General features: G+C 64.4%; 25 protein-coding genes and 1 tRNA gene. 16 read left to right on the top strand and 10 right to left on the bottom strand.

Translation table 11 applies throughout. From position 1 onward, the window contains the following. Positions 1-8: 8 nt before the first annotated feature. The 9 genes from ACY65G_RS23055 to ACY65G_RS23015 are packed head-to-tail and all read left to right on the top strand — an operon-like array spanning position 9 to position 8,429. Entirely contained in the window at positions 9-290 is a 282-nt protein-coding gene (locus ACY65G_RS23055) for a hypothetical protein (RefSeq protein ID WP_464999628.1), read from the top strand. After that, on the top strand, positions 287-1,753 hold the full coding sequence (locus tag ACY65G_RS23050) for a pilus assembly protein TadG-related protein (protein WP_464999627.1): 1,467 nt from the start codon (positions 287-289) through the stop codon (positions 1,751-1,753). The genes ACY65G_RS23055 and ACY65G_RS23050 overlap by 4 nt, the downstream gene beginning before the upstream one ends. Continuing rightward, on the top strand, positions 1,750-2,232 hold the full coding sequence (locus ACY65G_RS23045) for a TadE/TadG family type IV pilus assembly protein (RefSeq protein ID WP_464999626.1): 483 nt from the start codon (positions 1,750-1,752) through the stop codon (positions 2,230-2,232). The genes ACY65G_RS23050 and ACY65G_RS23045 overlap by 4 nt, the downstream gene beginning before the upstream one ends. A gap of 7 nt (positions 2,233-2,239) precedes the next feature. Then, complete coding sequence (locus ACY65G_RS23040) at positions 2,240-2,791, top strand: TadE family protein (RefSeq protein ID WP_464999625.1); 552 nt, start codon at positions 2,240-2,242, stop codon at positions 2,789-2,791. A gap of 4 nt (positions 2,792-2,795) precedes the next feature. Then, positions 2,796-3,971 carry an AAA family ATPase gene (locus tag ACY65G_RS23035; protein WP_464999624.1) on the top strand — a complete coding sequence of 392 codons (1,176 nt, stop codon included), beginning with the start codon at positions 2,796-2,798 and terminating at the stop codon, positions 3,969-3,971. A gap of 17 nt (positions 3,972-3,988) precedes the next feature. After that, on the top strand, positions 3,989-5,335 hold the full coding sequence (locus tag ACY65G_RS23030) for a CpaF family protein (protein WP_464999623.1): 1,347 nt from the start codon (positions 3,989-3,991) through the stop codon (positions 5,333-5,335). Between the two features lie 9 nt (positions 5,336-5,344). Next, positions 5,345-6,319: a type II secretion system F family protein gene (locus ACY65G_RS23025; RefSeq protein ID WP_464999622.1), complete on the top strand. Its 975-nt coding sequence runs from the start codon at positions 5,345-5,347 to the stop codon at positions 6,317-6,319. After that, a complete protein-coding gene (locus ACY65G_RS23020) occupies positions 6,316-7,257 on the top strand; it encodes a type II secretion system F family protein (protein WP_464999621.1) in 942 nt (313 codons plus the stop codon). The genes ACY65G_RS23025 and ACY65G_RS23020 overlap by 4 nt, the downstream gene beginning before the upstream one ends. 14 nt (positions 7,258-7,271) lie before the next feature. After that, complete coding sequence (locus tag ACY65G_RS23015; protein ID WP_464999620.1) at positions 7,272-8,429, top strand: LytR C-terminal domain-containing protein; 1,158 nt, start codon at positions 7,272-7,274, stop codon at positions 8,427-8,429. A gap of 52 nt (positions 8,430-8,481) precedes the next feature. Here ACY65G_RS23015 and ACY65G_RS23010 read toward each other — a convergent pair whose 3' ends face one another. Then, positions 8,482-8,688 (bottom strand): hypothetical protein, encoded by a 207-nt coding sequence (locus ACY65G_RS23010; RefSeq protein WP_464999619.1) that lies wholly within the window; start codon positions 8,686-8,688, stop codon positions 8,482-8,484. A 201-nt stretch (positions 8,689-8,889) separates the two neighbouring features. After that, positions 8,890-9,966, bottom strand: coding sequence for a tartrate dehydrogenase (locus ACY65G_RS23005; RefSeq protein WP_464999618.1), 1,077 nt, complete (start codon positions 9,964-9,966; stop codon positions 8,890-8,892). Positions 9,967-10,053: 87 nt separating this feature from the next. On the opposite strand from ACY65G_RS23005, the gene ACY65G_RS23000 reads away from it, so the two are divergent. Then, positions 10,054-10,968: a LysR substrate-binding domain-containing protein gene (locus ACY65G_RS23000; protein ID WP_464999617.1), complete on the top strand. Its 915-nt coding sequence runs from the start codon at positions 10,054-10,056 to the stop codon at positions 10,966-10,968. Here ACY65G_RS23000 and ACY65G_RS22995 read toward each other — a convergent pair. The 3 genes from ACY65G_RS22995 to mscL are packed head-to-tail and all read right to left on the bottom strand — an operon-like array spanning position 10,937 to position 13,260. Next, positions 10,937-11,632, bottom strand: coding sequence for a DUF2461 domain-containing protein (locus ACY65G_RS22995; RefSeq protein ID WP_464999616.1), 696 nt, complete (start codon positions 11,630-11,632; stop codon positions 10,937-10,939). The genes ACY65G_RS23000 and ACY65G_RS22995 overlap by 32 nt on opposite strands. Positions 11,633-11,640: 8 nt before the next feature. Further along, complete coding sequence (locus tag ACY65G_RS22990) at positions 11,641-12,798, bottom strand: S1C family serine protease (RefSeq protein ID WP_464999615.1); 1,158 nt, start codon at positions 12,796-12,798, stop codon at positions 11,641-11,643. A 36-nt stretch (positions 12,799-12,834) separates the two neighbouring features. Continuing rightward, a complete protein-coding gene (mscL, locus tag ACY65G_RS22985; RefSeq protein ID WP_464999614.1) occupies positions 12,835-13,260 on the bottom strand; it encodes a large conductance mechanosensitive channel protein MscL in 426 nt (141 codons plus the stop codon). 227 nt (positions 13,261-13,487) lie between these two features. On the opposite strand from mscL, the gene petA reads away from it, so the two are divergent. The 6 genes from petA (at position 13,488) to ACY65G_RS22955 (ending at position 17,729) form a co-directional block, all read left to right on the top strand. After that, positions 13,488-14,096, top strand: coding sequence for a ubiquinol-cytochrome c reductase iron-sulfur subunit (gene petA / locus ACY65G_RS22980; protein ID WP_464999613.1), 609 nt, complete (start codon positions 13,488-13,490; stop codon positions 14,094-14,096). A gap of 1 nt (position 14,097) precedes the next feature. Further along, positions 14,098-15,510, top strand: a complete 1,413-nt coding sequence (locus ACY65G_RS22975; RefSeq protein WP_464999612.1) for a cytochrome b — start codon at positions 14,098-14,100, stop codon at positions 15,508-15,510. A gap of 25 nt (positions 15,511-15,535) precedes the next feature. Then, positions 15,536-16,300: a cytochrome c1 gene (locus ACY65G_RS22970; RefSeq protein WP_464999779.1), complete on the top strand. Its 765-nt coding sequence runs from the start codon at positions 15,536-15,538 to the stop codon at positions 16,298-16,300. Between the two features lie 128 nt (positions 16,301-16,428). Further along, positions 16,429-17,040 (top strand): glutathione S-transferase N-terminal domain-containing protein, encoded by a 612-nt coding sequence (locus ACY65G_RS22965; RefSeq protein ID WP_090436157.1) that lies wholly within the window; start codon positions 16,429-16,431, stop codon positions 17,038-17,040. 75 nt (positions 17,041-17,115) lie between these two features. Beyond that, the gene (locus tag ACY65G_RS22960; protein WP_464999611.1) at positions 17,116-17,625 is read left to right on the top strand and encodes a ClpXP protease specificity-enhancing factor; all 510 of its coding nucleotides are present in this window, start codon (positions 17,116-17,118) and stop codon (positions 17,623-17,625) included. Between the two features lie 28 nt (positions 17,626-17,653). Continuing rightward, positions 17,654-17,729: transfer RNA gene (locus ACY65G_RS22955), tRNA-Thr, on the top strand. Between the two features lie 133 nt (positions 17,730-17,862). On the opposite strand, the gene ACY65G_RS22950 is transcribed toward ACY65G_RS22955, so the two are convergent. From ACY65G_RS22950 to ACY65G_RS22930, 5 genes are all read right to left on the bottom strand, one after another. Further along, on the bottom strand, positions 17,863-18,753 hold the full coding sequence (locus tag ACY65G_RS22950) for a PEP-CTERM sorting domain-containing protein (protein WP_464999610.1): 891 nt from the start codon (positions 18,751-18,753) through the stop codon (positions 17,863-17,865). Between the two features lie 258 nt (positions 18,754-19,011). Then, a complete protein-coding gene (locus ACY65G_RS22945) occupies positions 19,012-20,022 on the bottom strand; it encodes a substrate-binding domain-containing protein (protein ID WP_464999609.1) in 1,011 nt (336 codons plus the stop codon). Between the two features lie 40 nt (positions 20,023-20,062). Then, positions 20,063-21,340 (bottom strand): MFS transporter, encoded by a 1,278-nt coding sequence (locus ACY65G_RS22940; protein ID WP_464999608.1) that lies wholly within the window; start codon positions 21,338-21,340, stop codon positions 20,063-20,065. Positions 21,341-21,376: 36 nt separating this feature from the next. Beyond that, a complete protein-coding gene (gene pgmB, locus ACY65G_RS22935; protein WP_464999607.1) occupies positions 21,377-22,036 on the bottom strand; it encodes a beta-phosphoglucomutase in 660 nt (219 codons plus the stop codon). Continuing rightward, complete coding sequence (locus tag ACY65G_RS22930; protein WP_464999606.1) at positions 22,033-24,381, bottom strand: glycoside hydrolase family 65 protein; 2,349 nt, start codon at positions 24,379-24,381, stop codon at positions 22,033-22,035. Before ACY65G_RS22930 ends, pgmB begins: the two co-directional genes overlap by 4 nt. Positions 24,382-24,442: the final 61 nt, after the last annotated feature.

Raw genomic sequence — 24,442 nt, 5'->3', positions numbered from 1 at the left:
AGGAATCGATGAAAACCAGCCTGACCATGGCAGTACTCTTCTGCTGCTGCTCGCTTGCCGGCTGCGGCGGCCCCATTTCGCGCACGACGCCGCAGTGGGATGCCCGCTTCGGCGATGCGACACGCGCGGCGTTCGCCCGGCAAGTGATCAACCCCGACGCGGGCCGCGACACCCGCCCGGCCGCCGGCCTGGATGGCCAGGCCGCGGCCGCGGCCCAGAAGCGCTACCAGAACTCGTTCGCCGAGCCGCCGGCGCCGCCGGTATTCACCATCGGGATAGGTTCCAAATGAAACGGCTGCCAGCCACCGCGCACCGCCAGCGCGGCGTGGTCATGATCATGTACGCGTTGATGGTCACGTTCATCCTGGGCTTCAGCGGCCTGGTGGTCGACCTGGGCCTGGTGTACCTGCGCCGCGCCCAGTTGCAGGCTGCCGCCGACAATATCGCCATTAGCGCGGCACACCATTTGAACGGCACGGTTGCCGGCGTGAACGCGGCTGTCGCGGAAGCGGCGAACATCGCGAAAACGCTACCTGTTGTTTTCGCCGCCGGCAGCGCCGGAGTGGCAGCGGCCCTGCGCTTCAGTGGCGATCCCCGTGCCGAAGCCAGTGCGTGGCGGAACGTGGCGGCTGCGCAAGCGGCTCCTGCCGAGCTGTTGTATGTCCGAGTCGACATGGGCGCGCTGCCCGATGCGATGCGCCAGGTCCAGCCCTTGCTGATGGGGTTGTTGGGGAGCACCGAGGCATTCGATGTGCGGCCGGTGGCCGTTGCCGGCCGTGGTTCGCTGAACGTGATGCCGCTGGCCATCTGCGCACGCAGCAACCAGGCACTGACGATCCGCCTCAACGGTGTCGCCCCGAGCGCCCTGACGGAGCAGGTGGCCTACGGCTTTCGCGCGGGAATCACCTACAACCTGCTCAACCTGAACCCCAACGGGACCCAGCCCGTGTACTACCACGTCGATCCGCTTACGCCGACCGGACCGACGGGCATGAATGCAGAGAAGACGAACGACATCATGGCGTCGTTCATGTGCTCGGGCACGGTTGCGTATTCCCGGATAGGCAACCGTGGCCTCAACGTGCGCAAGCAGGATCCCGCGGTGAAAGGGCCATTCGCCCTGTGGCGGCAGATCAATTCACGCTTCAATCAATATGACACGGCGGGCGGCGCCCCAGCCTGCAACCGCTTCGGCGCACCGCCGGACCAGAATATCAAGGTGTTCAGGAGCGTCACCTGGCAGGCGGCCACGACGCAGGTGAGCGCCCAGCCGGCAATCGTCGACGGTGGGCTCGCCACGGTGGCCGACCGGCCGTTTTCCGAGCTCAACGGAGCGTTCAAGCCCACGGCGGCGCAATACGGTACCCGCTGGGCGTTCCATAGCCCGCGCACCTCGGAGAACATCCGATACCAGGCATCGTGGAACATGCTGTATCCATCGACCCCCAGTGTCAGCGCACCGTACATGACATTTGGCACCGGCTGGTTGCCGACCGGGCCTTATCACTACACAACCTTATCCGCGTCTTATTACATCAAGCCGGATGCCGGACCGTCCCTGCGGGGCCGGCGCCTGATGCATGTTCCGCTGCTGCGCTGTCCGGAAAACGACAACGAGGCCACCGTGCTGGCCTATGGCAGGTTCTACCTGTCCGCACCCGCGACCGACACGGAAATCCCTGCCGAATTCGCCGGCGTCGTGCCCCTTGCCGAAGAGGGCTCGCTGGCCGGCCCCGTGGAGCTGTTCCCATGAACCGCCACCCTTGCCGCGAACGGGGAACGGCCGCCATCGAAATGGTGTTCGTGCTCCTTACCAGCATCCTCCTGCTGGGAATCATCGTGCTGGTCGGGCGCCTGACCTGGCACGCCACCGCGCTTGTGAAAAGCGTGGCCGACACCACGCGCATCGTTGCCACGCTGCCGCGGACGACCCTGGTCGGTGGTGCCAGCAACGTCAGGGCTCTGGCTGAACGGCATGTGCGGACATCCACCCGGTCTGCGGGCCTCGACTTGCAGCCGCTGGATGGCATCGATGCGGAGTGCGGCAACAGCGCCTGCACGGATTTCAATTTCACCTTCGTCTCGGTCGAGGCAGCGATCCGCTTCTACGACACGATCTTTGGCAACAGCCTGTTCGAGGGCACCGCGAACTACAACATCCAGCCAGAGTACAACATGGCTTTTACCTACCGGCAAACCTATGTGCGCCCACCCCCACCCCCAACGAACTGAGCGCGGCGTGGTCATCGTCGAGCTGGCGCTCGTGATGTTCATCTTCCTGGTGCTGGTCATCGGCACGCTCGAGGTCGTGCGCGTCATGTACATGCTCAACGCGGTGCAGGATGTGACACGCGTCGCGGCGCGCGCCGCGGCGGTCACGGACTACACCCGTATCGAGGACATGGCTGCGCTGCGCCGGAATGCCTTGCTGCGCGCCGACGATGGCCCGATGCCGCTCCTGCCCGAACTCGGGCCTGCGCAGATCAACATCGAATACCTGGGCCAGGATACGGATGGCACGATCCGCCCCATCGCCAGGCCTGCTTGCCCCGCACAGAACGTCGTGAACTGCAACCGCGATCCCCATGGCGGCTCGTGCATCCGCCTCGTTCGCGTGAGCATCTGTACCGAGGCCGATGCGAACGGTGCGTGTACCCCGCTGGCCTACCGGTCGCTGAGCGGCATCGTGCCCGGCTTTAACTCCCTGACGGTGCCGCCCTCGGCCACCGTCGTCAAGGCCGAGTCGCTCGGCTTCGTACCCGAATCGCAACATTGCATGAATGGAGGATAAATAGATGAAAGCGCTGATGATCAGCAAGGATAGCCTGCTGCATGCGGAGATTGCCGCCCAGGGGTCGGCGCGGATGCCGGCACTGCAACTGGTGGCGTCGCGCCAGGGCGTGCGCGACGCCGCCGAACGGCCGCTGGCCGACCATCCCGACATGGTGATCTTCGATGCCGGCGATGTGGAGCCGGGCGAGTGGGAGATCGTCGAGCGGCTCGTGCGCCAATACCCGAATGCACGCTTCATGCTGCTGGCACGCGAGGCACACCAGGACCTGCTGATCCGCGCGATGCGCGCCGGTATGCGCGAGGTGCTGCAGCTGCCGCTGGTGCACCGGGCCTTCCACGAGGCGATGGACCGGGTCGAGATCGAAACCGGCGTCACGCGCATGCGCGATGGCAAGGTGCTCGCCTTCATCGCCTGCAAGGGCGGCAGCGGCGCCACGTTCCTGGCGACGAATTTCGCCTATGCGCTGGGCGCGCTGGCCGACAAGAAGGTGCTGGTGATCGACATGCACGGCCAGTTCGGCGACGCCACGCTGTATGTGTCGGACCAGAAGCCGGCGATGACGCTGGCGGACGTGTGCGCGCAGATCAACCGCATGGATGGCGCCTTCCTCGATTCCTGCCTGGTGCACGTGACGCCGAACTTCGGCGTGCTGGCCGGCGCCGACGATCCGGCCAAGGCGGCCGACATGAAGCCGGAACACATGGAGACGATCCTGCGCGTGGCACGCCAGCACTACGACTTCATCGTGCTGGATGTAGGCCGCCAGATCGACGCGTTGTCGCTGCGCGCGCTCGATGGTGCCGACGCGATCTACCCGGTGCTGCAGCTGGCGTTGCCCGATATACGCGACGGGCGCCGGCTGCTCGATATCTTCCGTTCGCTGGGCTACCCGGCGGAGCGCACGCGGCTGATCGTCAACCGCTACGAAAAGGGCGGCAAGCTGCGGCTGGCGGACCTGGAGCAGGCGCTGGGCGCCGACGTGATGCATACCGTGCCGAACGATTACCTGTCGGCGACCGACTCGGTCAACCAGGGAATTCCCGTGCTGCAGCTGTCGCGCGGCAGCCCGGTCGCACGCAGCCTGGCCGACCTGGTGGAAGTGTTGACGGAGCGCCGGGTGCCGGAAACAAAGGGCCTGTTCGACCGCCTGTTCGGGCGCAGCGAAGTTGAAATCTGATTATCACGGAGACCGCCATGAGTTTGCGAGAACGCCTTGCCCTGACCGAGGAATCCCGCCAGAACGTCGCCGCGCTGCCTGCCCAGTCGCAGGCCGCCTACCGCGAGCTGAAGACGATGATGCACCAGCTGATCCTGGACCGCATCGACCTGGAGCGCCTGAAACGGTTGACGTCCGAGCAGTTCAAGCATGAGCTGGCGCTGCTCGTCCAGCGCATCATCGAAGATGAGCGGATCGTGCTGAACCAGACCGAGCGCCATCACCTGGTGCTCGACATCCAGCATGAAATGCTGGGCTTCGGCCCGCTGGAACGGCTGCTGTCCGACAACAGCGTTTCCGACATCCTCGTCAATACGCATGAAAAGGTGTACGTGGAACGCGCCGGCCGGCTCGAGCTCACGGATGTGACCTTCAACGACAATGCGCACCTGATGAAGATCATCGAGAAGATCGTGTCCCGGGTAGGGCGTCGGGTCGACGAATCGAGCCCGATGGTCGATGCACGGCTGCCGGATGGTTCGCGTGTCAACGCGATCATTCCGCCGCTGGCGGTGGATGGTCCGATCCTGTCGATCCGGCGCTTTTCCGTCAATCCGCTGTCGATGCAGAACCTGATCGAGAACAAGAGCCTCACGCCACCGATGATGCAGGTGCTGCAGGCGCTGGGCCATGCCAAGGTCAACATCCTGATCTCGGGCGGTACGGGCAGCGGCAAGACCACGCTGCTGAACGTGCTGTCGGGCTATATCCCGGCGGCCGAACGGATCGTGACGATCGAGGACGCCGCCGAGCTGGCCATGCGCCAGCCGCACGTGGTGCGCCTGGAAACCCGGCCACCCAATATCGAAGGCAAGGGCGAGGTGAACCAGCGCGCACTGGTGCGCAATGCGCTGCGCATGCGGCCCGATCGCATCATCCTGGGCGAGGTGCGCGGCGCCGAGGCGGTGGACATGCTGCAGGCGATGAATACCGGCCATGAAGGATCGCTGGCGACGATCCACTCGAACACCCCGCGCGATGCGCTTGCGCGGCTGGAAAACATGGTGGGCATGTCCGGCCTGAACCTGACGCCGCGCGCCACGCGCCAGCAGATCGCGTCGGCCATCACCGTGGTGCTGCAGGTGTCGCGCCTGACCGATGGCACGCGCAAGCTGGTCAGCCTGCAGGAAGTCACCGGCATGGAAGGGGACGTGATCGCCATGCATGAAATCTTCCGTTTCGAGCAGACCGGCGTGGATGCGAACGGCAAGGTCAAGGGGCATTTCTTCGCCACCGGCGTGCGGCCGCGCTTTGCCGAACGGCTGGCCATGTTCGGCGTGCCGGTGCCCGACAATGCATTCGATCCGGACCGCGTGTTCGAATAGGAGAGCGCAATGGACATGGTCTTCACTGCATTCGCGGTGCTGTTGTTCGCCGCGGTGATCTTCATGGTGGAAGGTGCGTGGATGTGGTGGAGCACCAGCCACGGCCGGAGCGCGCGCCGCATAGCGCGCCGGCTCGACCTGATGTCCGGCCGTGCCGAGGGCGGCGAACGGATCAGCATCCTGAAGCAGCGCCGCTATGCCGCATCGGCCGAGTTCGACCAGTGGCTGCACGGCATCCCGCAACTGGCGCTGCTCGATCGCCTGCTGTTGCAGGCCGGCCTGCGCTGCCAGGTAGGGCAATTCCTCGTCAGGTCCGCCGGCGTGCTGGGCATGGCGCTGCTGCTGGTGCCTGCCCTGGGCATGCCGCTGCTGCCGGCATGCCTGATGCTGGCTGGCGCCATCGGCGGGCCCTATGGCCTGCTGCTGCACCTGCGCGCCACGCGGCTCAAGAAAATCGAGAGCCAGTTGCCCGAGGCGGCGGACTTCCTGGCGCGCGCGCTGCGCGCCGGCCACTCGTTCGCCAATGTGCTGAAGATGGTGGGCGACGAACTTCCCGAACCCATCGGCACCGAATTCAAGGCCACCTACGAGGAAATCAACTATGGCGCGCCGATGAACGAGGCACTGCACAACCTGGCCGCACGGATTCCGCTGACCGACCTGCGTTACTTCGTGCTGGCCGTGCTGATCCAGCGCGAATCCGGCGGCAACCTGGCTGAGCTGCTCGCCAACATCAGCCGGCTGACGCGGGCCCGGCTGAAACTGCAGGGCCAGGTGCGGGTGCTGTCGGCCGAGGGGCGCATGTCGGCCTGGATCCTTGGCCTGCTGCCGCTCGTCATGCTGGCCTTCATGAGCGTGACGAACCATGGCTACATCAGCTTGCTGTGGACCGATCCGACTGGCATCCGGATGATGTGGTTCGCCGGCGCCTCGATGGTGTTCGGCGCTTTATGGATGCGCAAGATCGTGAGGATTCGAGCATGAGCGGGCACCAGCTGTTTTTCCTGTTGATCGTATTCGTCGTCGTGGCCGGCGTGGCGCTGGCGGGAATGGCGATCTTCGCGCCCGCTGCGTTGCGCAAGCGGCTGCATGCATTCCGCAATGCCCCGGAGGAAAGCGCACCGGCCAGCGAGGGCGTCTGGGTCGAGCGTGTCGTGCGCGTGGCCAAGCCATTGACGAAGCTGTCGCTGCCGGAAGATGGCTGGGAACGTTCGCCATTGCGCACGAAATTCATCAACGCGGGCTGGCGCAGTCCGCACGCGCCCACGTTGTATTTCGCTACCAAGACCGTGCTGTCGCTTTGCGTCCCCGCGTTGCTGGCGCTCGTGCTGGCCGGCAGCACGGGGGGCTTGCTGCGCCAGGGCTTCCTGCTGGTGATGTTCACCGGCGCGGCGCTCGGCTATTACCTGCCGAACTTCGTGCTGTCCCGTACCGCTGCCTCGCGCCAGCGCGAGATCTTTGAAAACATTCCCGATGCGCTCGACCTGATGACCGTGTGTGTCGAGGCGGGCCTGTCGATGGAGCGGGCGCTGACGAAGGTGGCGGCCGAGATCGACGTCAAGAGCGTCGTGCTGGCGCAGGAGCTGCAGCTCGTGCTGATGGAAATGCGGGCCGGTTTCTCCAAGGAGAAGGCGTTGCGCAACTTCGCACTGCGCAGTGGCGTGGACGACGTGGACACGCTGGTCGCCATGCTGATCCAGGCCGAGCGCTTCGGTACCAGCATGGGCGACTCGCTGCGCGTGCACTCGGATAATCTGCGCCACAAGCGCTCGCTGCAGGCTGAGGAGGCCGCGGCCAAGATCGGATTGAAGCTGCTGTTTCCCCTGATCTTCTTCATGTTTCCTGCGCTGATGATGGTACTGGTGGGGCCTGCGGCCATCCGCCTGATCAGGGTGGTCCTGCCGGCGATGTCCGGCCAGTAATGAACGGAGTCGATATGAACACCATCAAGAAAACCGGCCGGCTGGCCGCCGTCGCATGCGCCGGCACGCTGCTCCTGGCGTGCAGTGGCCGCCAGGCTGTCGTGACACGGCATCCGGCACCGATGCCGGTCGTCGGGGCAGACGGGTACTATGCGATCGGCCGCGCCGAGCATGTGGGGCACCGGTACGCTGCCGCGCAGCGTGCCTGGGACGCGGCATTGCGGCTCGACCCGCGCCATGCCGATACCCGCAATGGCCTGGCTGTGCTGCACGCCGAACGCGGCAACTACAGCGCGGCCATCGCGCTGTGGCGCCCCCTGGTGGACGAAGGCACGGTCTTGCCGGCGGCCAAGCAGGCCTTCTTGCTCGGCAACCTGGGCTATGCGCTGTACCTGAAAGGCGAGCGGAACGAGGCGCTGGCCATGCTGGAAAAGGCATGTGTGCTGGATCCTTTCCAGCCGGTGGCGTGGGAACACCTTGCCACCGTACTCGAAGCGCTCGGCCAGACGGACCGCGCGCTGCAGATGATGAAGCAGGCGCGCACGCTGCGCATGCATGACATCCGCCGCGACTATGCGTTGAAGGATGGACAGGCGCCCAGCACCGCGGCTCCCGGGATTCCGACGGCTTCCACGGTTGCCACGATTGCCTCGGCTCCCACGGCTCCCACGGCGTTCGGCCCCAGCCCATGGCCCGAGGGGCTCGCCCGTACGGAGTTGCGGCAGGCAGGCGCCGTGATCGAGGTGCGCAGGGTCGAAGCGGCGGTTGCCGTGCCGATGCGAACGGCGTGGCCGCTTGCCAGGGCCGACGAGGAAGGCACCGGCGAACGCGGCGGTGTCCGGCTCGAGATCAGTAACGGCAACGGCACGCGCGGCATGGCGGCAGCGTGGAAGCGCCAGCTGGCGGGCCCGGAATGGAAGTCGGTGCGGCTGACCAACGAGAAGCCCTTTGCCGTGCCGGCAACGCGCATCGAATACCGGGGCAATGTCGAGGCAGGCATCGTGGCGCGGGAACTGGCCCGCCGGCTTGGCTTGCCGGCACCGACGGTCCTGGCGGAAGGCTCCCCGGTTGCCGCCCGCACCGACCTGCGCATCGTGCTGGGATGGGATCAGCGCGCTGCCGCGGCATCGGCTGGAAGACCCCCCGTGCAGGCTTCCCTGCAGGCGCCGTGACGAGCATGGAGGATGACCGGCCCGGTGCCGGTTCACGGCGCCCTGGCCGCGCTTACAGCGCGGCTTTTTCAGCGGCGCTCAGGCGTTTCGCGGTGACCTTCACGACCGCCATCGGCGCACCCTCGACCGCGACGGCATACACCTTCGGTTCCGGCGCTTCGTGGCCGATCCGGGAAACCGCGGCGCTGGCCATGCCGGTCGCACCGACGATGACGAGGGTGGCGAGGAAGATCGATTCCATGTGCTTGGCGATGTTCATGATGCTCTCCTGTGGGCTGTTCAGTCAGTGCGGCGTTGGTGTCGTGCGCTGCGGTGATTGAACTATAGGGAGAGCGCCGTCCATCCACCACGCGGATGCGACGAACGGCGATTTCGACGACATGAACTGCGTTTGCGGCGGGCCGTGGCCCGGCCTGCCGGCGCGCAGGCCGGGCAGGGCAGGGCAGAATCCCGGCAGGGATCAGAGAAGGGCGGCGATGGCTTCGCCCATCTGCGTGGTCGACGCCTGGCCGCGCATGTCCGGCGTATGCGGCCCGTCGCGCAGCACCTGTTCGATGGCGGCCATGATGGCGTCGTGCGCGGCCTTGAACCGCGCGTCGCCGTTGCCGAGGAAGTCCAGCATCATCGCGCCGCTCCAGATCATCGCCACCGGATTGGCGATGTTCCGGCCGTAGATGTCCGGTGCCGAGCCGTGCACCGGCTCGAACAGCGAGGGCAGCGTGCGCTCCGGGTTCAGGTTGGCCGATGGGGCGATGCCGATCGTGCCCGTGCACGCCGGGCCCAGGTCGGACAGGATGTCGCCGAACAGGTTCGATGCCACCACCACATCGAACCGCTCGGGGCTCAGCACGAAGCGGGCGCACAGGATGTCGATGTGGTACTGGTCCCATTTCACGTCCGCATAGGCAGGCGCCATCGCTTTCACGCGTTCGTCCCAGTAAGGCATGCTGATCGAGATGCCGTTCGATTTCGTGGCCGACGTGAGGTGCTTTTTCGGGCGCGACTGTGCCAGCTCGAACGCGTACTTCAGGATCCGGTCCACGCCCTTGCGGGTGAACACCGATTCCTGCAGTACCGTCTCGCGCTCGGTGCCTTCGAACAGGCGGCCGCCGGCGGACGAATACTCGCCTTCGGTATTCTCGCGCACCACGTAGAAATCGATGTCGCCCGGCTGCTTGTTGGCCAGCGGGCATGGCACGCCCGGCATCAGCCGCACCGGGCGCAGGTTCACGTACTGGTCGAACTGGCGGCGGAACTGGATCAGCGAACCCCATAGCGATACGTGGTCCGGCACCGTGTCGGGCCAGCCCACGGCGCCGAAGTAGATCGCGTCGAAGCCCCGCAACTGCGCGAACCAGTCGTCCGGCATCATCTTGCCGTGCTGCTGGTAGTAATCGCAGTTGGCCCACTCGAACGTGGTGAATTCCAGCGGCAGGTCGAAGCGTTGCGCCGCGGCGTGCAGCGTGCGCAGGCCTTCCGGCATGACTTCCTTGCCGATGCCGTCGCCGGCGATCACGGCGATGCGTTGCGTTTTCATGGGATCCTCCTGGTTGAATGGCCCCAGCATAGCGAATTTACAGGTTGGATATAATCTATTGTTTCGTTACTCGACTGTTCACGAATCGTGAAGAATCTGCCTGCGCTGGACGACCTGCAATTGTTCTGCACCGTCGTGCGGCTGAAGAGTTTTGCCGCCACGGCCCGCACGCTCGGCGTTTCCAATGCGTTCGTCAGCAAGCGGATCGGCGTGCTGGAAGATTCACTCGGTGTGCGCCTGCTGCATCGCACCACCCGCACCGTGGCGCTGACCGAGCAGGGGCAAGTGGTACACGGCTGGGCGCTGCGGATCCTGGAAGACGTGGAACAGATGGGCGACGCGGTTTCCACGGAGAAGATGGCGCCTGCCGGGCTGTTGCGCATCTGCACCAGTTCCGGCTTCGGGCGCAACAGGGTGTCGCCCGCGTTGTCCGCATTGGCGAAACGCTACCCGGCACTGGAGATCCAGCTGGAGCTGCTGGACCGTTCCGTCGACCTGATCGGCGAGGATTTTCACCTCGACATCCGCGTCGGCCAGGCCCACGAACCGCACCTGATCTCGCGCCGCATCGCGCGCAACGCGCGGGTCCTGTGCGCGGCGCCTGCTTACCTGGCGGAGCACGGCACACCGGCCACGCTGGCGGCCCTGGCGGCGCACCGCTGTATCGTGATCCGCGAACGCAACGAGGATTTCGGCCGCTGGACGCTGCAGGGGCCGCAAGGCGGGGAAACGGTGAAGGTGGCTGGCCCGCTGTCGGCCAGCAATGGCGAAGTGGTGCACGGCTGGGCGCTCGATGGCCACGGCATCATCCTGCGCTCCATCTGGGACGTGGGGCCCGCGATCGGGCGCGGCGAACTGGTGCGCATCCTGCCGGATTACGAACAGCCGGCTGACGTGTGGGCGATCTATCCGTCGCGGCTGTCGACGTCGGCCCGGCTGCGCGTGTGCGTCGAATTCCTGGAACAGTGGCTTACGCCGCCTGCTCCTCCTCCTCCGACTTAGCGGCCCGCATCCACTGCACCAGCGGCAGCGCATCCTTGAAGCCCCCGGCGATCATCGGCACCAGCGCATCCGGGTCGTTCAGGTCCAGGTCCACGTCGGTCCACACGAAAAAGCTTTTCAGCTTGATGAACTCGATGTGCTCGTGGTCCGGGTCGAACCCCTTGGGCGGGCGCTGCAGCTTGCCTTCGTTCTGGATGGTGCCATAGGTCGCCTTCAGGCCGCGGCTGTTCAACGCCTTCCTGAAACCCGCCGCATCGTCGACCATGTGCCGGCGCAGCGCGCGCAGCCGGTGCGGCGGCGGCATGTATTCGCCGGCGCCGAACTGCACCTGCCCGTGGCCGTTCAGCTGGAAGTAATAGGTGGGGCCGCCGGACTGGCTCGGCCGGCGCAGGTCGCTGGGCGCGAGCGCGGCCGAGAAATTGTCCTTGTACGGCCGCTTGTCATGGGCGAAGCGCACGTCGCGGTTGATGCGGAAGATCGCCTTCTTCGGATTGCAGTACTTCACTTCGGGATCGAACCTGCCCGTTGCCGCGATCACCTGTGTCACGAGTTCCGTGAACTCCTCGCGCAGGATGTCGTAGCGCGGCTTGTTCATCACGAACCACGGACGGTTGTTGTTCTCGGCCAGCTCTTGCAGGTAGCCGTTCAGGTCACGCAAATGCATTGGATTCTCTACTTTTTAGGGACTGGGCGCTTGCCCACGGTGATGGCCAGTTCGGCTTCGCGGTTCTTGCGCAGCACGCGCATGGTGGCCTTGCCGCCCGGCTCGAGCTGAGCGATCAGGTTCAGCATTTCGTTCGTGTCGCGCACCGGCTTGCCGTCGACGGAGAGCAGGATGTCGCCCGGCTTCATGCCGGCCTTGTCGGCCGGGCCGTTGCGCACCACGCCGGCGATGATGGCGCCGGCGTCGCGCTGCAGGCCAAAGCTTTGCGCCAGCTCGGGGGTGATCTCCTGCGATTCCACGCCGATCCAGCCACGCACCACATGGCCGCTCTTGATGATCGACTCCATCACCGTCTTGGCGGTACTGACGGGAATGGCGAAGCCGATCCCCACCGAGCCGCCCGTCTGCGAATAGATCGCCGAATTGATCCCGAGCAGGTTGCCATTGGTATCGATCAGCGCACCACCCGAGTTGCCGAAGTTGATCGCCGCATCCGTCTGGATGAAGTTTTCGAAATGGTTGATGTGCAGGTTGTTGCGGCCCAATGCGGAGATGATGCCCATCGTGACCGTCTGGCCCACGCCGAACGGATTGCCGATCGCCAGCACCACGTCGCCCACCTTCGCGCTGTCCACATTGCCGAGCATGATCGCCGGCAGCTGCTTCAGCTCGATCTTGATGACGGCCAGGTCGGTTTCCGGGTCCGTGCCCACCAGCTTGGCGGAAGCCTTGCGGCCATCGGCCAGCACGGCCTCGATCTCGTCCGCCGCTTCCACCACGTGGTAGTTGGTGAGGATGTAGCCATCCGGGCTGACGATCACGCCGGAACCCAGACTGTTCGAATCGTCTTCTTCCTCTTCGCCGTCGCGGTCGCCAAAGAAGCGCTTGAAGTACGGATCGCGCAGCAATGGGTGCTTGTCCGGCATTGCCTTCGACGTCAGGATGTTCACCACCGCCGGCATGGCGCGGCCGGCGGCCGTGCGGAACGAATTCGGCGTGGGCGCGGGGGCCGCCACCATGGCCGAAGCCGGCTGCGTTGGCGTGCCCAGCTGTTGCACCGTGCCGGGCCGCGCGCGCTGCCAGTCCGGCTGCACGGCGGAATAAACGAAATACAGTGCCAGCACGATGGTCACCGCTTGCGCAAACAATAACCACAATCGTTGCATGGCGTTCCTGGAGGATGGCAGCTACAAGCTGCTCGGTTATTTTTTCAGGGCGTCGCGGATTTCGCGCAGCAGCAGGACGTCTTCCGCCGGTGGTGCCGGCTCGGTCGGCTTGCTTGGTTCCTCGAGCCGCTGCCGGGCTTTATGCACCAGCCGCACCATCTGGAAGATCACGAACGCCAGGATGAGGAAGTTTAACAGGATGGTGAGGAAATTCCCGTAGGCGAGTACCGCGCCCAGCTTCTTGGCTTCGAGCAAGGGCAGGCTCGGGTCCTGATTATTCAGGGGGAAATAATAGTTGGCGAAATCGAGCCCGCCGAGCAGCTTGCCGATCGGCGGCATGATGATGTCCTGGACCAGCGAATCGACGATCTTGCTGAACGCGGCGCCGATGATCACACCCACGGCCAGATCGATCACGTTACCCCGCATTGCAAACTGCTTGAACTCCTGCATCATCCCCATGGTGATCCTCCCGGTAGTGGTAGTCAGAACAGTGGATCATACTGTTTTTCTGATAGCGAACCCAAGCGTATCCAGCCGGTGTTTACGGTGCGCCGCAACATGCCGACCATTTTTACTATTGCAACCTTTTCGCTTTGATGAGTGTTTATGTTCACTTATAATTTTGTGTTGCTATAGGTCTGTTGTCGCTTTACAAATATTCGAATTTTTATAAGATTGGGGTTTGTATGAGCATTGAGAAGCAGGTCGATCCCAGCCGGCGAGGTCTGTTAGTGGCCACGTGTGCTGCGGGGGGCGTTATCGGAATCAGTACCGCAGGCGTTTTGGTCAGCACGTTTCAACCCTCCGAGCGTGCCAAGGCCGCGGGCGCGCCGGTCGAAGTAGACATCTCCTCCCTGGCACCCGGTGAAATGGTCACCGTCGAATGGCGCGGCAAGCCGGTATGGATCCTGCGGCGCACCCCCGAGATGCTCGCTTCGCTGAAGAAGACGGATGGCCAGGTGGCCGATCCCGGTTCCGAGCGCAATCCCGACGAATTCACGCCTTCCTATTGCATCAACGAGGCCCGCGCCATCAAGCCCGAATTCCTCGTGGCCATCGGCATCTGCACCCACCTCGGCTGTTCCCCCTCTACCAAGTTCGCTCCCGGCCCGCAGCCGTCGCTGCCAGACGACTGGAATGGCGGCTTCTTCTGCCCCTGCCATGGTTCCACGTTCGACCTGGCCGGCCGCGTGTTCAAGAACAAGCCCGCGCCGGACAACCTGGTGGTGCCGCGCCACATGTACCTGAGCGATACCCGCATCCTGATCGGCAAAGACGAGAAAGGCGAGGCATAACATGGGCGGGTTCAAGGAGACGAAACTGCCGGCCGATGCGCCGGTGGCACAGAAGGCACTGGGCTGGGTCGACGACCGCTTCCCGCTGTCGAAATTGTGGAACGACCAGTGGGGCCGCTACTACGCCCCCAAGAATTTCAACTTCTGGTACATCTTCGGTTCGCTGGCCATGTTCGTGCTGGTGCTGCAGATCGTGACCGGCATCTTCCTGACGATGCACTACAAGCCGGACGCCAACCTGGCGTTCAACTCCGTCGAATACATCATGCGCGAAGTGCCGTGGGGCTGGCTGGTGCGCTACATGCACTCGACCGGCGCCTCGGCGTTCTTCATCGTCATCTACCTGCACATGACGCGGGCGCTGCTGTACGGTTCCTACCGCAAGCCGCGCGAGCTGATCTGGCTGTTCGGCTTTGCCATCTTCCTGTGCCTGATGGCCGAGGCGTTCTTCGGCTACCTGCTGCCATGGGGCCAGATGTCCTACTGGGGCGCGCAGGTGATCGTCAACCTGTTCGGCGCCATCCCGCTGATCGGGCCGGACCTGTCGCTGTGGATCCGTGGCGACTATGTGGTGTCCGATGCCACGCTGAACCGCTTCTTTGCATTCCACGTGATCGCGATTCCGCTGGTGCTGCTGGGCCTGGTGGCGGCCCACCTGATCGCGCTGCATGAAGTGGGCTCGTCGAACCCGGACGGCATCGAGGTCAAGGACAACCTGGGGCCGGACGGCCATCCGGTCGACTCGATCCCGTCGCACCCGTATTACACGGTGCACGACCTGTTCGGCGTGTCGGTGTTCCTGCTGATCTTCTCAACCGTGGTGTTTTTTGCGCCGGAAATGGGTGGCTACTTCCTCGAGTACAACAACTTCCTGCCGGGCGACCCGCTGAAAACGCCGCTGCACATTGCGCCGACGTGGTATTTCACGCCGTTCTACTCGGTGCTGCGCGCCGTCACCGCCGACTTCATCTGGGTGCTGATGGTTGCCGTGGCAGCCTACGTGAGCTTCCTGTGGATGAAATCCCGGCTGGCGTACATTACCAAGGTCATCATCGCCGTCATCGCTATCGTCCTCATCATCGGCATGCTGCCGCAGGTGCTCGATGCGAAATTCTGGGGTGTCGTGTTCTTTGGCGCCTCGGTGGTGATCCTGGCGTTCCTGCCATGGCTTGATCATTCGCCGGTGAAATCCATCCGGTATCGCCCGACTTGGCACAAGTACCTGTATGCGCTGCTGGCGATCACGTTCGTGACGCTCGGTTACCTGGGCACGCAACCGCCTTCGGTCGCCAAGACGATCGTGTCGCAGGCCGGTACGCTGTACTACTTCGCGTTCTTCCTGCTGATGCCGTGGTGGAGCACGATGGGTACCTTCAAGAAGGTGCCCGATCGCGTCGTCTTCCATCCACATTAACCGGGCCGACCAAAGGACACGAATGATGAATTTCACTCAGAAGTTTTTCGCCCTGGTTGCGCTGCTGCCGGCCCTGGCCCTGGGGGCCGAGGGCGGCCATCCGCTGGACCGGGCGCCGGATCGCTCGCACGACATGGCAGCGCTGCAGAATGGCGCCAAGCTGTTCGTGAATTACTGCCTGAACTGCCACAACGCCTCGTCGATGCGCTACAACCGCCTGCGCGACATCGGTCTTTCCGAAGACCAGATCCGCAACAACCTGCTGTTCACCGGCGGCAAAGTGGGCGAATTGATGACCACCGCCATGCCGGCCAAGGATGCCAAGGCCTGGTTCGGCGTGGTGCCGCCCGACCTGTCCGTGATTTCCCGGGCCAAGTCGGGCCCGGCGGGCTCCGGCGGCGATTACCTGTATACGTACCTGCGCACGTTCTACAAGGACGATACCCGGCCCACCGGCTTCAACAACCTGGTGATCCCGAACGTGGCGATGCCGCACGTGCTGTGGCAGTTGCAGGGCGTGCAGGGCGCCAGATGGGTGGACGAAAAAGACCCGCACGATGCGAGCAAGACCATCCACAAGTTCGCCGGTTTCGAGCAGCTCACGCCCGGCACGATGAGCAAGCTGGAGTTCGATACGGCGGTGGCGGATCTGGTCGGCTACATGGAATGGATGGCGGAACCGGCCCAGCAGACACGCAAGCGCCTCGGCGTGGCCGTGCTGCTGTTCCTGTCCGTTTTTGCCTTCCTGGCATGGCGCCTGAACGCTACTTATTGGAAAGAAATCAAATAAATTTGATTTTTACCAGCCGATTTTGGTAAGGTCGGGGTTTTTGCGCCGAACCGGCCATGCCGGTCCGGGCCAACTGGGGTGAACCGCTCGCGGTCTCGCCCCCTTTGTTTTCTTAAGGAACTACCAACATGATGGTTCTCTACTCGGGCACCACGTGCCCATTCTCGCAGCGCTGCCGCCTGGTCCTGTTCGAAAAAGGCATGGATTTCGAAGTGCGCGACGTCGACCTGTTCAACAAGCCGGAAGATATTTCGACGATGAACCCGTATGGCCAGGTGCCGATCCTGGTCGAGCGCGAATTGATCCTGTACGAATCGAACATCATCAACGAGTACATCGACGAGCGCTTCCCGCACCCGCAACTGATGCCGGCCGACCCGCTGATGCGCGCCCGTGCCCGCCTGATGCTGTTCAACTTCGAGAAGGAACTGTTCGTGCACGTGCACACGCTGGAAAGCGAGCGCAACAAAACGAACGACAAGAGCCACGACAAGGCCCGCGCCGAAATCCGCGACCGCCTGACCACGCTGGCACCGCTGTTCCTGAAGAACAAGTACATGCTGGGCGACGAATTCTCGATGCTCGACGTGGCCGTGGCCCCGCTGCTGTGGCGCCTGGATCACTACGGCATCGAACTGTCGAAAACGGCCGCGCCGCTGATGAAGTACGCCGAGCGCATCTTCTCGCGCCCGGCCTACATCGAAGCACTGACGCCGTCCGAGAAGGTGATGCGCCGCTGATCGGCGGTCTCGCGCAAGCTCACGCAATACCGGCGCTGCCAGCCCACCGGGGGCGCCGGCTCAAGAAGAACAGTCATGGCAGAAATTTCAACCAAGCCCTACATGCTGCGTGCCATCTACGAATGGTGCACGGACAGCGGCTATACGCCGTACCTGGCGGTGAAGGTCGATTCCGCGACCACGGTGCCGATGGAATACGTGAAGAAAGGCGAGATCGTGCTGAACATCAGCTACGGCGCCACGGCGGGCCTGAAGATGGACAACGACAGCATCCGCTTCAATGCCCGCTTCGGCGGCGTGTCGCGCGAGATCTTCATCCCCGTCAACAACGTGATGGCGATCTACGCCAACGAGAATGGCCAGGGCATGGCGTTCGAGCCGGTACTGGGGCAGGCTTCCGCCCCCGCGCCAGCCCCTACGGCGGAACCGCCCGCGCCCGCGCTCTCGTCGGTGCCTTTGTCATCCGCACCGGCGCCTGCCGTGTCGCCGGTCCCGGCGCCAACCAAGTCGGACGACAACGGCCCGGACGATGGCGGCGACGGCCCGAAGAAGGGCGGCCGGCCTACCCTGACCAGGATCAAATAGCGTATAATTTCGCTGTTGTTCAGATCACGCCGGCTTAGCTCATTTGGTAGAGCAGTTGATTTGTAATCATCAGGTGGCCAGTTCGAAACCGGCAGCCGGCACCAGTCGTTCAAGCAAAAAGCCCAGCCTTCATGGCTGGGCTTTTTGCCATCTGGACGTCATGTAGAGGCGGCCCCGCAAGCCTTGGCAGGCCAGTTCGGATAGCCCCCGGTTTTCAGGCAGTCGACGAGCTGCCAGTCAGCGCTGGAATTTCCTGCGGCGGCTGCCCGCAGCCATGAAGGCCAGGCCCGCCAGCAGCATGGTGACCGTGGCTGGTTCCGGGACCGCGGAGGTAAAGTCGAGGGGGATGCCCGACGAGGTGGTCGCGGAAAAGCCGGGTGGCAGTATCATCGCGATCGATGCCGTGTTGCTGAAATCGAGCGTGCCTTCGTTCAGGCCGGGATAGCCCATGGTAATGGACACTTCCGCTGTCATCGGCAGGGCCGAACCGGGGCCGTAGTAATTGAAATTGACGTTGCCCGAGACGACGCTGGAAAAGGCGCCGGTGGCCGTCACGCTACCCGTCGAACTGAGGATGGCCGAGAAGGGCGGATCAGGGATCGGCGCGCCGTACAGGTCGCGCAGGTTGATGCTGTAGTCGAGGAAACGGTTGAATCCGCTGAGTGCACCTGCCGAGATCGTCCCCTCCAGCGTCAGGACGACGGGCAGGCTGATCGTTCCAGGCGCCGTTCCCGCAGGTACGCTGATGAGCCAGTGATCCATGTACTGGACTTGCGCCGCGACCTGGCTGCTGCCCGGTACCGGCGAACTGCCGATCGCGTAGCCGGACATGCCGACCGCGCCGGTGGCCGCATCGCCATACACCGTTCCGCCGGCGGAGCCGCCCTGGCAAGCGGTGGCAGCACTGAGGGTCAGCGTATCCTGCAGCGTCGTACCGGGCACGATATGCGTATCGTGACATTGCCCGAGGCCCGATAATGCCGTGACCACGCCACCGAGGCTGGCCGTTGCCGCCGCAGGTCCCGCAAGAAGGCAGCCAGCCAGCATCGAGGCGACTGCAGACGAAATTCTTCCGTGTATGCCCATATCGACCTCGATCTTTCCTGTCGGGTGATGCGGATGGCGCAATGTGCGCTCCAGAACCGGCTCGCCAGCCGCTGTGTTTCAGAATGGGAACGCAGTCATGTGCATGCATTGATGACGTTCCGCCACCAGGCCATTCTGCAACCGATCGCCGTGCCGGGTTGTATGAAATTTGTCTTGTGCGGGATGTGGGACAGATTGGGCCGGTCGCCGTGGCAGCACGGCCACACGGTCACGCTTGCCTCGCTCACTCACTTCCTCACTCGCGCACGCCACGAACCGCTGCCGGTTACCGCCAGTTCTTCAACCGGCGCGGCGGCCGACCGACGCTCCGGGCAGCAGCACCGGTTGCCACAATTCCTGCAGCGACGCAGCCGGCGCTCCTGCAAGCAACGCCAGCAGCATCGCCCCCATCCGGGCGCCGGCGGCACGCGCATCGGGCTGGTCGATCGTTGCCACATCCAGCCCGGCCAGTGCATCGGCCATCCGTCCCCATACCACGAGCGACATGTCGCTGCCGATTCCGACGCCCGCGTCGAGCAGCGCGCGCACCGCACCCACGCCGGACAAGTGGTTATCGACGATTACCGCCGTCGGGCGCTCCGCTTCGGCCAGCAATTGTTGCATCGCCTGGTAGCCGCTGCGCCGGTCGATCGCCGATTCGATCAGCAGGCGCGGATCGGCCGCCAGCCCGGCATCGGTCAAGCAATCGACGAAGCTGTCCCGCCGCTGCCGTGCAAAATTCAATGTCAGCGGTGAGCCAAGCAGGGCAACACGGCGATGGCCATTGGCCAGCAATGCATCGAGCGCCAGGCGGATGCCGGCCGCGTTGTCGTAATCGAACCAGGCATGGCGGTCGCTGACGCCGGTGCGGCCATGGGCAACGAAGGGGAATCCCGCTTCCATCAGGTAGTCGATGCGCGGATCGTCCACCAGCGTGCGGCTGACGATCAGCCCGTCCACGCGCTGCCCGAGCACCATCTGCTGGTACGAGGGCAGTTCGTTCGACGGCGATACCGGAGCGATGATGAAGTTCATGCCAGCCGCTTCCAGCGCGGCGGAAATGCCGCCCACCACGTCGAGAAACATCGGGTCGCCCAGGTCGGCCGGCAGCAGCGGATAGAGGATACCCAGCACATTGCTGCGGCCGACGGCCAGGTGGCGCGCCACCGGGTTGGCCCGATAACCGCTGGCGGCCGCCGCGGCCCGAACGCGCTCTCGCGTGGCTTCCGACACTTCCGGGTAGCCGTTCAAGGCGCGGCTGACGGTGGTCTTCGACATGCCGAGCGTGTCGGCCAGGGCTTTCAGGTTCATGCAGGCGGGCGGCAGGGAAGGAAACGGAGCACAATGGAAGTCAGTGCGGTTGGCCGCCGATTATAGCGGAGGCCCCGGCACCGTTGCCGCCGCTGGCGCCTTCCACCGCGCGCCGGAAGAAGAACAGCATCACCAGCACCACGGCGATGGGAACCAGCGTCAGGTAAAACGCGAAATGGCCGCTGAACGCGCCGAACACGTAGCCCGTGATCAGCGATCCCGTGGTACCGCCCAGTGCGGAAAAGATCACCAGCAGTCCCGTCATCGGCGCATGCTGGTGCTGCGGCAGGGAGCTCAGCATCACCGAATTGATGCCCGGGTAGATGGGCGCCATGAACAGGCCGATCAGCGGGAACAGGAACGTGGCCGCCGGTGCCGTGAACCAGGTGATGCCGGCTTCGGGAACCGTGCCGTGGGTCAGCGGCAGCGCTATCAGCACCACGGCACCCATGCCGAGCAGGCAGCCGTTCATCACGGGGTACCAGTGCAGCTTGCGCAGCACCACGCCGGCCGAGAGGCGGCCGATCGCCAGGCAGGCGGCGAAGATGCTGGTGACCTGCACGCTCATCGCCGCCGGCAGGTGCAGGATTTCGTTATTGAACGTGGGCAGCCAGGTGCCCACGCTCTGCTCGATCAGCACGTACAGGAAAGCCGTGACGACGAAGATGCACACCAGCGGCTTGAAGAACAGCTTCAGCATGGCGGCGAAATCCTGTGCCAGGGTGCGCTCCACCGGTACCACCGCCAGCCGTTCGTCGAAGTGCGTACCGGCCAGCAGCACGAAGGTCAGGGCGCACAGCGCGGCCAATGGCCAGTAGACGTTCAGCCAGCTTTGCGAGCGCGGGTCCGCCGAATCGATGAAGAAGCTGAAGACCCAGTAGGCGCACAGCACCCCCACCATGAAGAAGCCTTCCAGCGTGTTCATGATGCCGGCGTGCTCCTTGCGGTTACGGGCGATCAGCCCCAGCGTCGAGTAGACGGACACCTTGACCAGCGCGAACGCCACGCCCACGCACAGGAACAGCAGCTTGGCGGTGGCAAAGCCCGGCACCAGTGGCATGGCCACGCACGCGCCGGTGACGATCGCCAGCCCGGTGAGCATCGCCCGCTTGTAGCCCAGGCGCGGCAGGAACGAGGCCACCAGGAACGACACGATCGCGATCGGCAGGTCCTTGAAACCTTCCAGCACGCTGGCAGCGGACTTGTCGACGCCATGGTTGTTGATAACCTGAAGAATGACGGTGCCCACGCTGTTGAGCAGGATCGCGAACACGAAGTAGATCAGGAACAGGATGAACAGGATACGGCGGCGTTGCATGGTGTCTCCTCCCAACGTTTGATTATTTTTATGGGGTCAGTCCAGCGCAAACGCCGCCAGGTCCGGGATCACCGCGTCGGCCTGCGCCAGCACGCGGGGATCGCCGACACCGATCGCGTACATGCCGGCCGCCTTGATCGACGCCACGCCGGCCACAGCATCCTCGACGCCGAAGCAGTCCGCGGGCGGTACGCCCAGCTCGTGCGCCGCCTTCAGGAAGATCTCCGGATCCGGCTTGCCGCGGGCGATCGTGCCGGCATCCACCACATAGTCGAACTTGCCGGTGATGCCGAGGCTGTCCAGCACCGTGAAGGCGTTGCGGCTCACCGAAGCCAGGCCGATCTTCAGGCCGGCCGCGCGGCAGGCATCGAGCGCGTCGACGGCGCCAGGCAGCAGGTCGGCCGGCGTCATCGTGGCGATCAGTTCCTTGTAATGTTCGTTCTTCGCCGTGGCCAGCGCCAGCTTTTGCGCATCGGTGTAGCTGCGCGGCGACGAGGCCAGGATCAGTTCGAGCGAACCCATCCGGTCGATGCCCTTCAGGTGCTCGTTGAACGCCTCGTCGAAATGTACGCCCTCCGCTTCGGCCAGGCGCTTCCAGGCCAGGTAGTGGTAGCGTGCGGTATCGGTGATCACGCCGTCGAGGTCGAAGATCACGGCCTTGAAATCCTTCATGCTGCGTCTGTTGCTGCCGTTCATGCGGCCTCCTGGTGTTCGGGTTGGGCAGCGGTCAGCTCGACCGGCCTGCCATGGTGGGTGAACCGCAGCGCGTCGCCCCGCGCCAGCCGGTAAGTCGTGCCGGCGGCGTTCACGCCAACTTCCAGCAGGCAGCCGCGCAGCTGGATGCGGAAACGATAGCCCTGCCACTGTGCCGGCAGGGTGGGGGCGAAGCGCAGGCTGCCGCCGTCGGTGCGCATGCCGCCGAAGCCGTATGCCACGCCGAGCCAGGTGCCGGCCATGGCGGCCGTGTGCACGCCGTGGCAGGTGTTGCCGTGCGTGTCGTCCAGGTCGAGGCGGGCCGTTTCCATGAAGTAGTCGTAGGCCTTGCCGGCGTACCCGACCTCGGCGGCAACGATCGAGAAGATGCACGACGACAGCGACGAGTCATGCGTGGTCACCGCTTCGTAGTAATCGAAGTCGCGCCGCTTGTCGTCCAGTTCGAAACGGGAGGACAGGAGCAGCAGCGCCAGCACCACGTCGGCCTGCTTGCAGACCTGGTGGCGGTAGATCACCATCGGGTGGTAATTCAGCAGCAATGGGTAGTTTTCCGCTGGCGTATTGGCGAAGTCCCATCGCTTCTTCGACAGGAAGCTGTCGTCCTGCTCGTGGATCCGCAGTTCGGCGTCGTAGGGCAGGCGCATCAGCCGTGCGGCATTGGCCCATTCTTCCGGTTCGGCTGGATCGAGCGACATCGACTGCGCGATGCGCGCATGGTCTTCCGGGAATTCCCTGGCGAGCCGCGTCGCGATGGCGGCAGCGAATTCCAGGTGGGCCTGGGCCATCGCGTTGGTATAGTAATTGTTGTTGACCAGGGCCGTGTACTCGTCCGGTCCCGTCACCTCGTTGATGACGAATCTGCCGTGGCGGTCGTAACTGCCGATGCCGGTCCAGATGCGCGCCGTTTCCATCACGATCTCGGCACCATGCGCCCGCAGCCAGGCATCGTCGCCCGTCGCGTCGAGGTACTGGCGGATCGAATACGCGATGTCGGCATTGATGTGGTACTGCGCCGTCCCGGCCGGGAAGTACGCCGAACATTCCTCGCCGGCGATGGTGCGCCATGGGTACAGTGCGCCTTTCGCATGCGACATCTGGCGGGCACGGTGGCGTGCCGATTCCAGCCCGGCCCACCGGTACTCCAGCAAGGCACGGGCGATCTCCGGCTTGTTGTACAGGAAGAAGGGAAAGATGTAGATTTCCGTGTCCCAGAAATAGTGGCCTTCGTAGCCTTCACCCGTCACGCCCTTGGCGGAAATATTGGTCTTGCCGTCGCGGCCCACCGATTGCAGCAGGTGGTACTGGTTGAAGCGGATGCCTTGCTGCAGCAGGTCGTCGCCATCGATTTCCACGTCGGCCTGCTGCCAGAAACCGGCAAGGTACGCGGCCTGGCGGACCACCAGCGCATCGAAGCCTTCGGCCCTGGCTGCGTCGAGCAGGTCACGGCTGCGCGGCATCAGTTCGGTCTCGGGATAGTCGCGCGACGTGTGGTAGCACGCGTACTTGCGCACGGTGGCCTTCTCGCCCTGCGCCACCGCTATCGCGTAGCTTTGCTCGAGCCGCAGGTCGTCACGGCGGCATTGCGCCTGCACCGCGGGCCGGTCGGCGACCTCGGTCAGCGTGGCGCTCACCAGCGTGAAGCCGCTGTTGCGGGTGCGCTGCACCAGTGCACTGAAATCGCCTTCCTGTTCCGCCGACAGCAATTGCAGCGATGCGCCGGAGACGGCCGATCCGATCCGCGGATCGTCGCCCGCCTCCAGGTTGCGCACCGCGCCATCGAGCGACGAAACGAAACGCACCGTGCCGGAAAAGTTCAGCGGCGTGACTTCCACTTCCAGCGCCAGCAGGTGCCGGTTGTCGAGGCACACGAGCCGGCGGCTGCGCAGCGCGATCGAGCGGCCCGACGGAGCCGTCCAGGTCAGCGTGCGTTCCAGGACACCCTGCCGCAGATCCAGTGAACGGGCGTAGTTCTCCAGAGTCCCTTGCAGCGGGTCGAAGCGTTCCGCTGAAGACGCACTTCCGTCATCGATCCAGATGGCGATGCCCTTGGCATTCGGCACATTCAGCATGAACTGGTTGGTTTTCGCCAGTGCAAAGGCCGTCTCCGGATAATGGATCGGTTCGGATTCATGGAAGCCGTTCAGGTAGGTGCCGTCGCGCGACGTGCCGGCCGGCCCGCTCCAGCCTTCTTCCGCCGTGCCGCGCACGCCGATGTAGCCATTGCCGAGCGCAAACAAGGTCTCGTTCAGGAAATGGCTGGCGGCATCCGGCGCATCCTCGCGCAGGCACCAGGGGTCAGGGGGAAAGCGATGGTTCCGGACTTGCATCTTGTCTCCTTCAAACCGGTTTGGATAATGGGCGGCAGCAGCCATCGGGCTGTTGCACAGG

This window comes from Pseudoduganella sp. jia 12 (assembly GCF_055502675.1).
The sequence above is the reverse complement of the archived record's forward strand: the minus strand, read 5'-3'. Positions and strand labels throughout refer to the sequence as shown.

Excerpts from the sequence above, each read along its gene's own strand:
- ACY65G_RS23055 (WP_464999628.1), top strand. The coding sequence starts at position 9 with ATGAAAACCAGCCTGACCATGGCAGTACTCTTCTGCTGCTGCTCGCTT.
- ACY65G_RS23050 (WP_464999627.1), top strand. The coding sequence starts at position 287 with ATGAAACGGCTGCCAGCCACCGCGCACCGCCAGCGCGGCGTGGTCATG.
- ACY65G_RS23045 (WP_464999626.1), top strand. The coding sequence starts at position 1,750 with ATGAACCGCCACCCTTGCCGCGAACGGGGAACGGCCGCCATCGAAATG.
- ACY65G_RS23035 (WP_464999624.1), top strand. The coding sequence starts at position 2,796 with ATGAAAGCGCTGATGATCAGCAAGGATAGCCTGCTGCATGCGGAGATT.
- ACY65G_RS23030 (WP_464999623.1), top strand. The coding sequence starts at position 3,989 with ATGAGTTTGCGAGAACGCCTTGCCCTGACCGAGGAATCCCGCCAGAAC.
- ACY65G_RS23025 (WP_464999622.1), top strand. The coding sequence starts at position 5,345 with ATGGACATGGTCTTCACTGCATTCGCGGTGCTGTTGTTCGCCGCGGTG.
- ACY65G_RS23020 (WP_464999621.1), top strand. The coding sequence starts at position 6,316 with ATGAGCGGGCACCAGCTGTTTTTCCTGTTGATCGTATTCGTCGTCGTG.
- ACY65G_RS23015 (WP_464999620.1), top strand. The coding sequence starts at position 7,272 with ATGAACACCATCAAGAAAACCGGCCGGCTGGCCGCCGTCGCATGCGCC.
- ACY65G_RS23010 (WP_464999619.1), bottom strand. The coding sequence starts at position 8,688 with ATGAACATCGCCAAGCACATGGAATCGATCTTCCTCGCCACCCTCGTC.
- ACY65G_RS23005 (WP_464999618.1), bottom strand. The coding sequence starts at position 9,966 with ATGAAAACGCAACGCATCGCCGTGATCGCCGGCGACGGCATCGGCAAG.
- ACY65G_RS22995 (WP_464999616.1), bottom strand. The coding sequence starts at position 11,632 with ATGCATTTGCGTGACCTGAACGGCTACCTGCAAGAGCTGGCCGAGAAC.
- ACY65G_RS22990 (WP_464999615.1), bottom strand. The coding sequence starts at position 12,798 with ATGCAACGATTGTGGTTATTGTTTGCGCAAGCGGTGACCATCGTGCTG.
- mscL (WP_464999614.1), bottom strand. The coding sequence starts at position 13,260 with ATGGGGATGATGCAGGAGTTCAAGCAGTTTGCAATGCGGGGTAACGTG.
- petA (WP_464999613.1), top strand. The coding sequence starts at position 13,488 with ATGAGCATTGAGAAGCAGGTCGATCCCAGCCGGCGAGGTCTGTTAGTG.
- ACY65G_RS22975 (WP_464999612.1), top strand. The coding sequence starts at position 14,098 with ATGGGCGGGTTCAAGGAGACGAAACTGCCGGCCGATGCGCCGGTGGCA.
- ACY65G_RS22970 (WP_464999779.1), top strand. The coding sequence starts at position 15,536 with ATGAATTTCACTCAGAAGTTTTTCGCCCTGGTTGCGCTGCTGCCGGCC.
- ACY65G_RS22965 (WP_090436157.1), top strand. The coding sequence starts at position 16,429 with ATGATGGTTCTCTACTCGGGCACCACGTGCCCATTCTCGCAGCGCTGC.
- ACY65G_RS22960 (WP_464999611.1), top strand. The coding sequence starts at position 17,116 with ATGGCAGAAATTTCAACCAAGCCCTACATGCTGCGTGCCATCTACGAA.
- ACY65G_RS22945 (WP_464999609.1), bottom strand. The coding sequence starts at position 20,022 with ATGAACCTGAAAGCCCTGGCCGACACGCTCGGCATGTCGAAGACCACC.
- ACY65G_RS22940 (WP_464999608.1), bottom strand. The coding sequence starts at position 21,340 with ATGCAACGCCGCCGTATCCTGTTCATCCTGTTCCTGATCTACTTCGTG.
- pgmB (WP_464999607.1), bottom strand. The coding sequence starts at position 22,036 with ATGAACGGCAGCAACAGACGCAGCATGAAGGATTTCAAGGCCGTGATC.
- ACY65G_RS22930 (WP_464999606.1), bottom strand. The coding sequence starts at position 24,381 with ATGCAAGTCCGGAACCATCGCTTTCCCCCTGACCCCTGGTGCCTGCGC.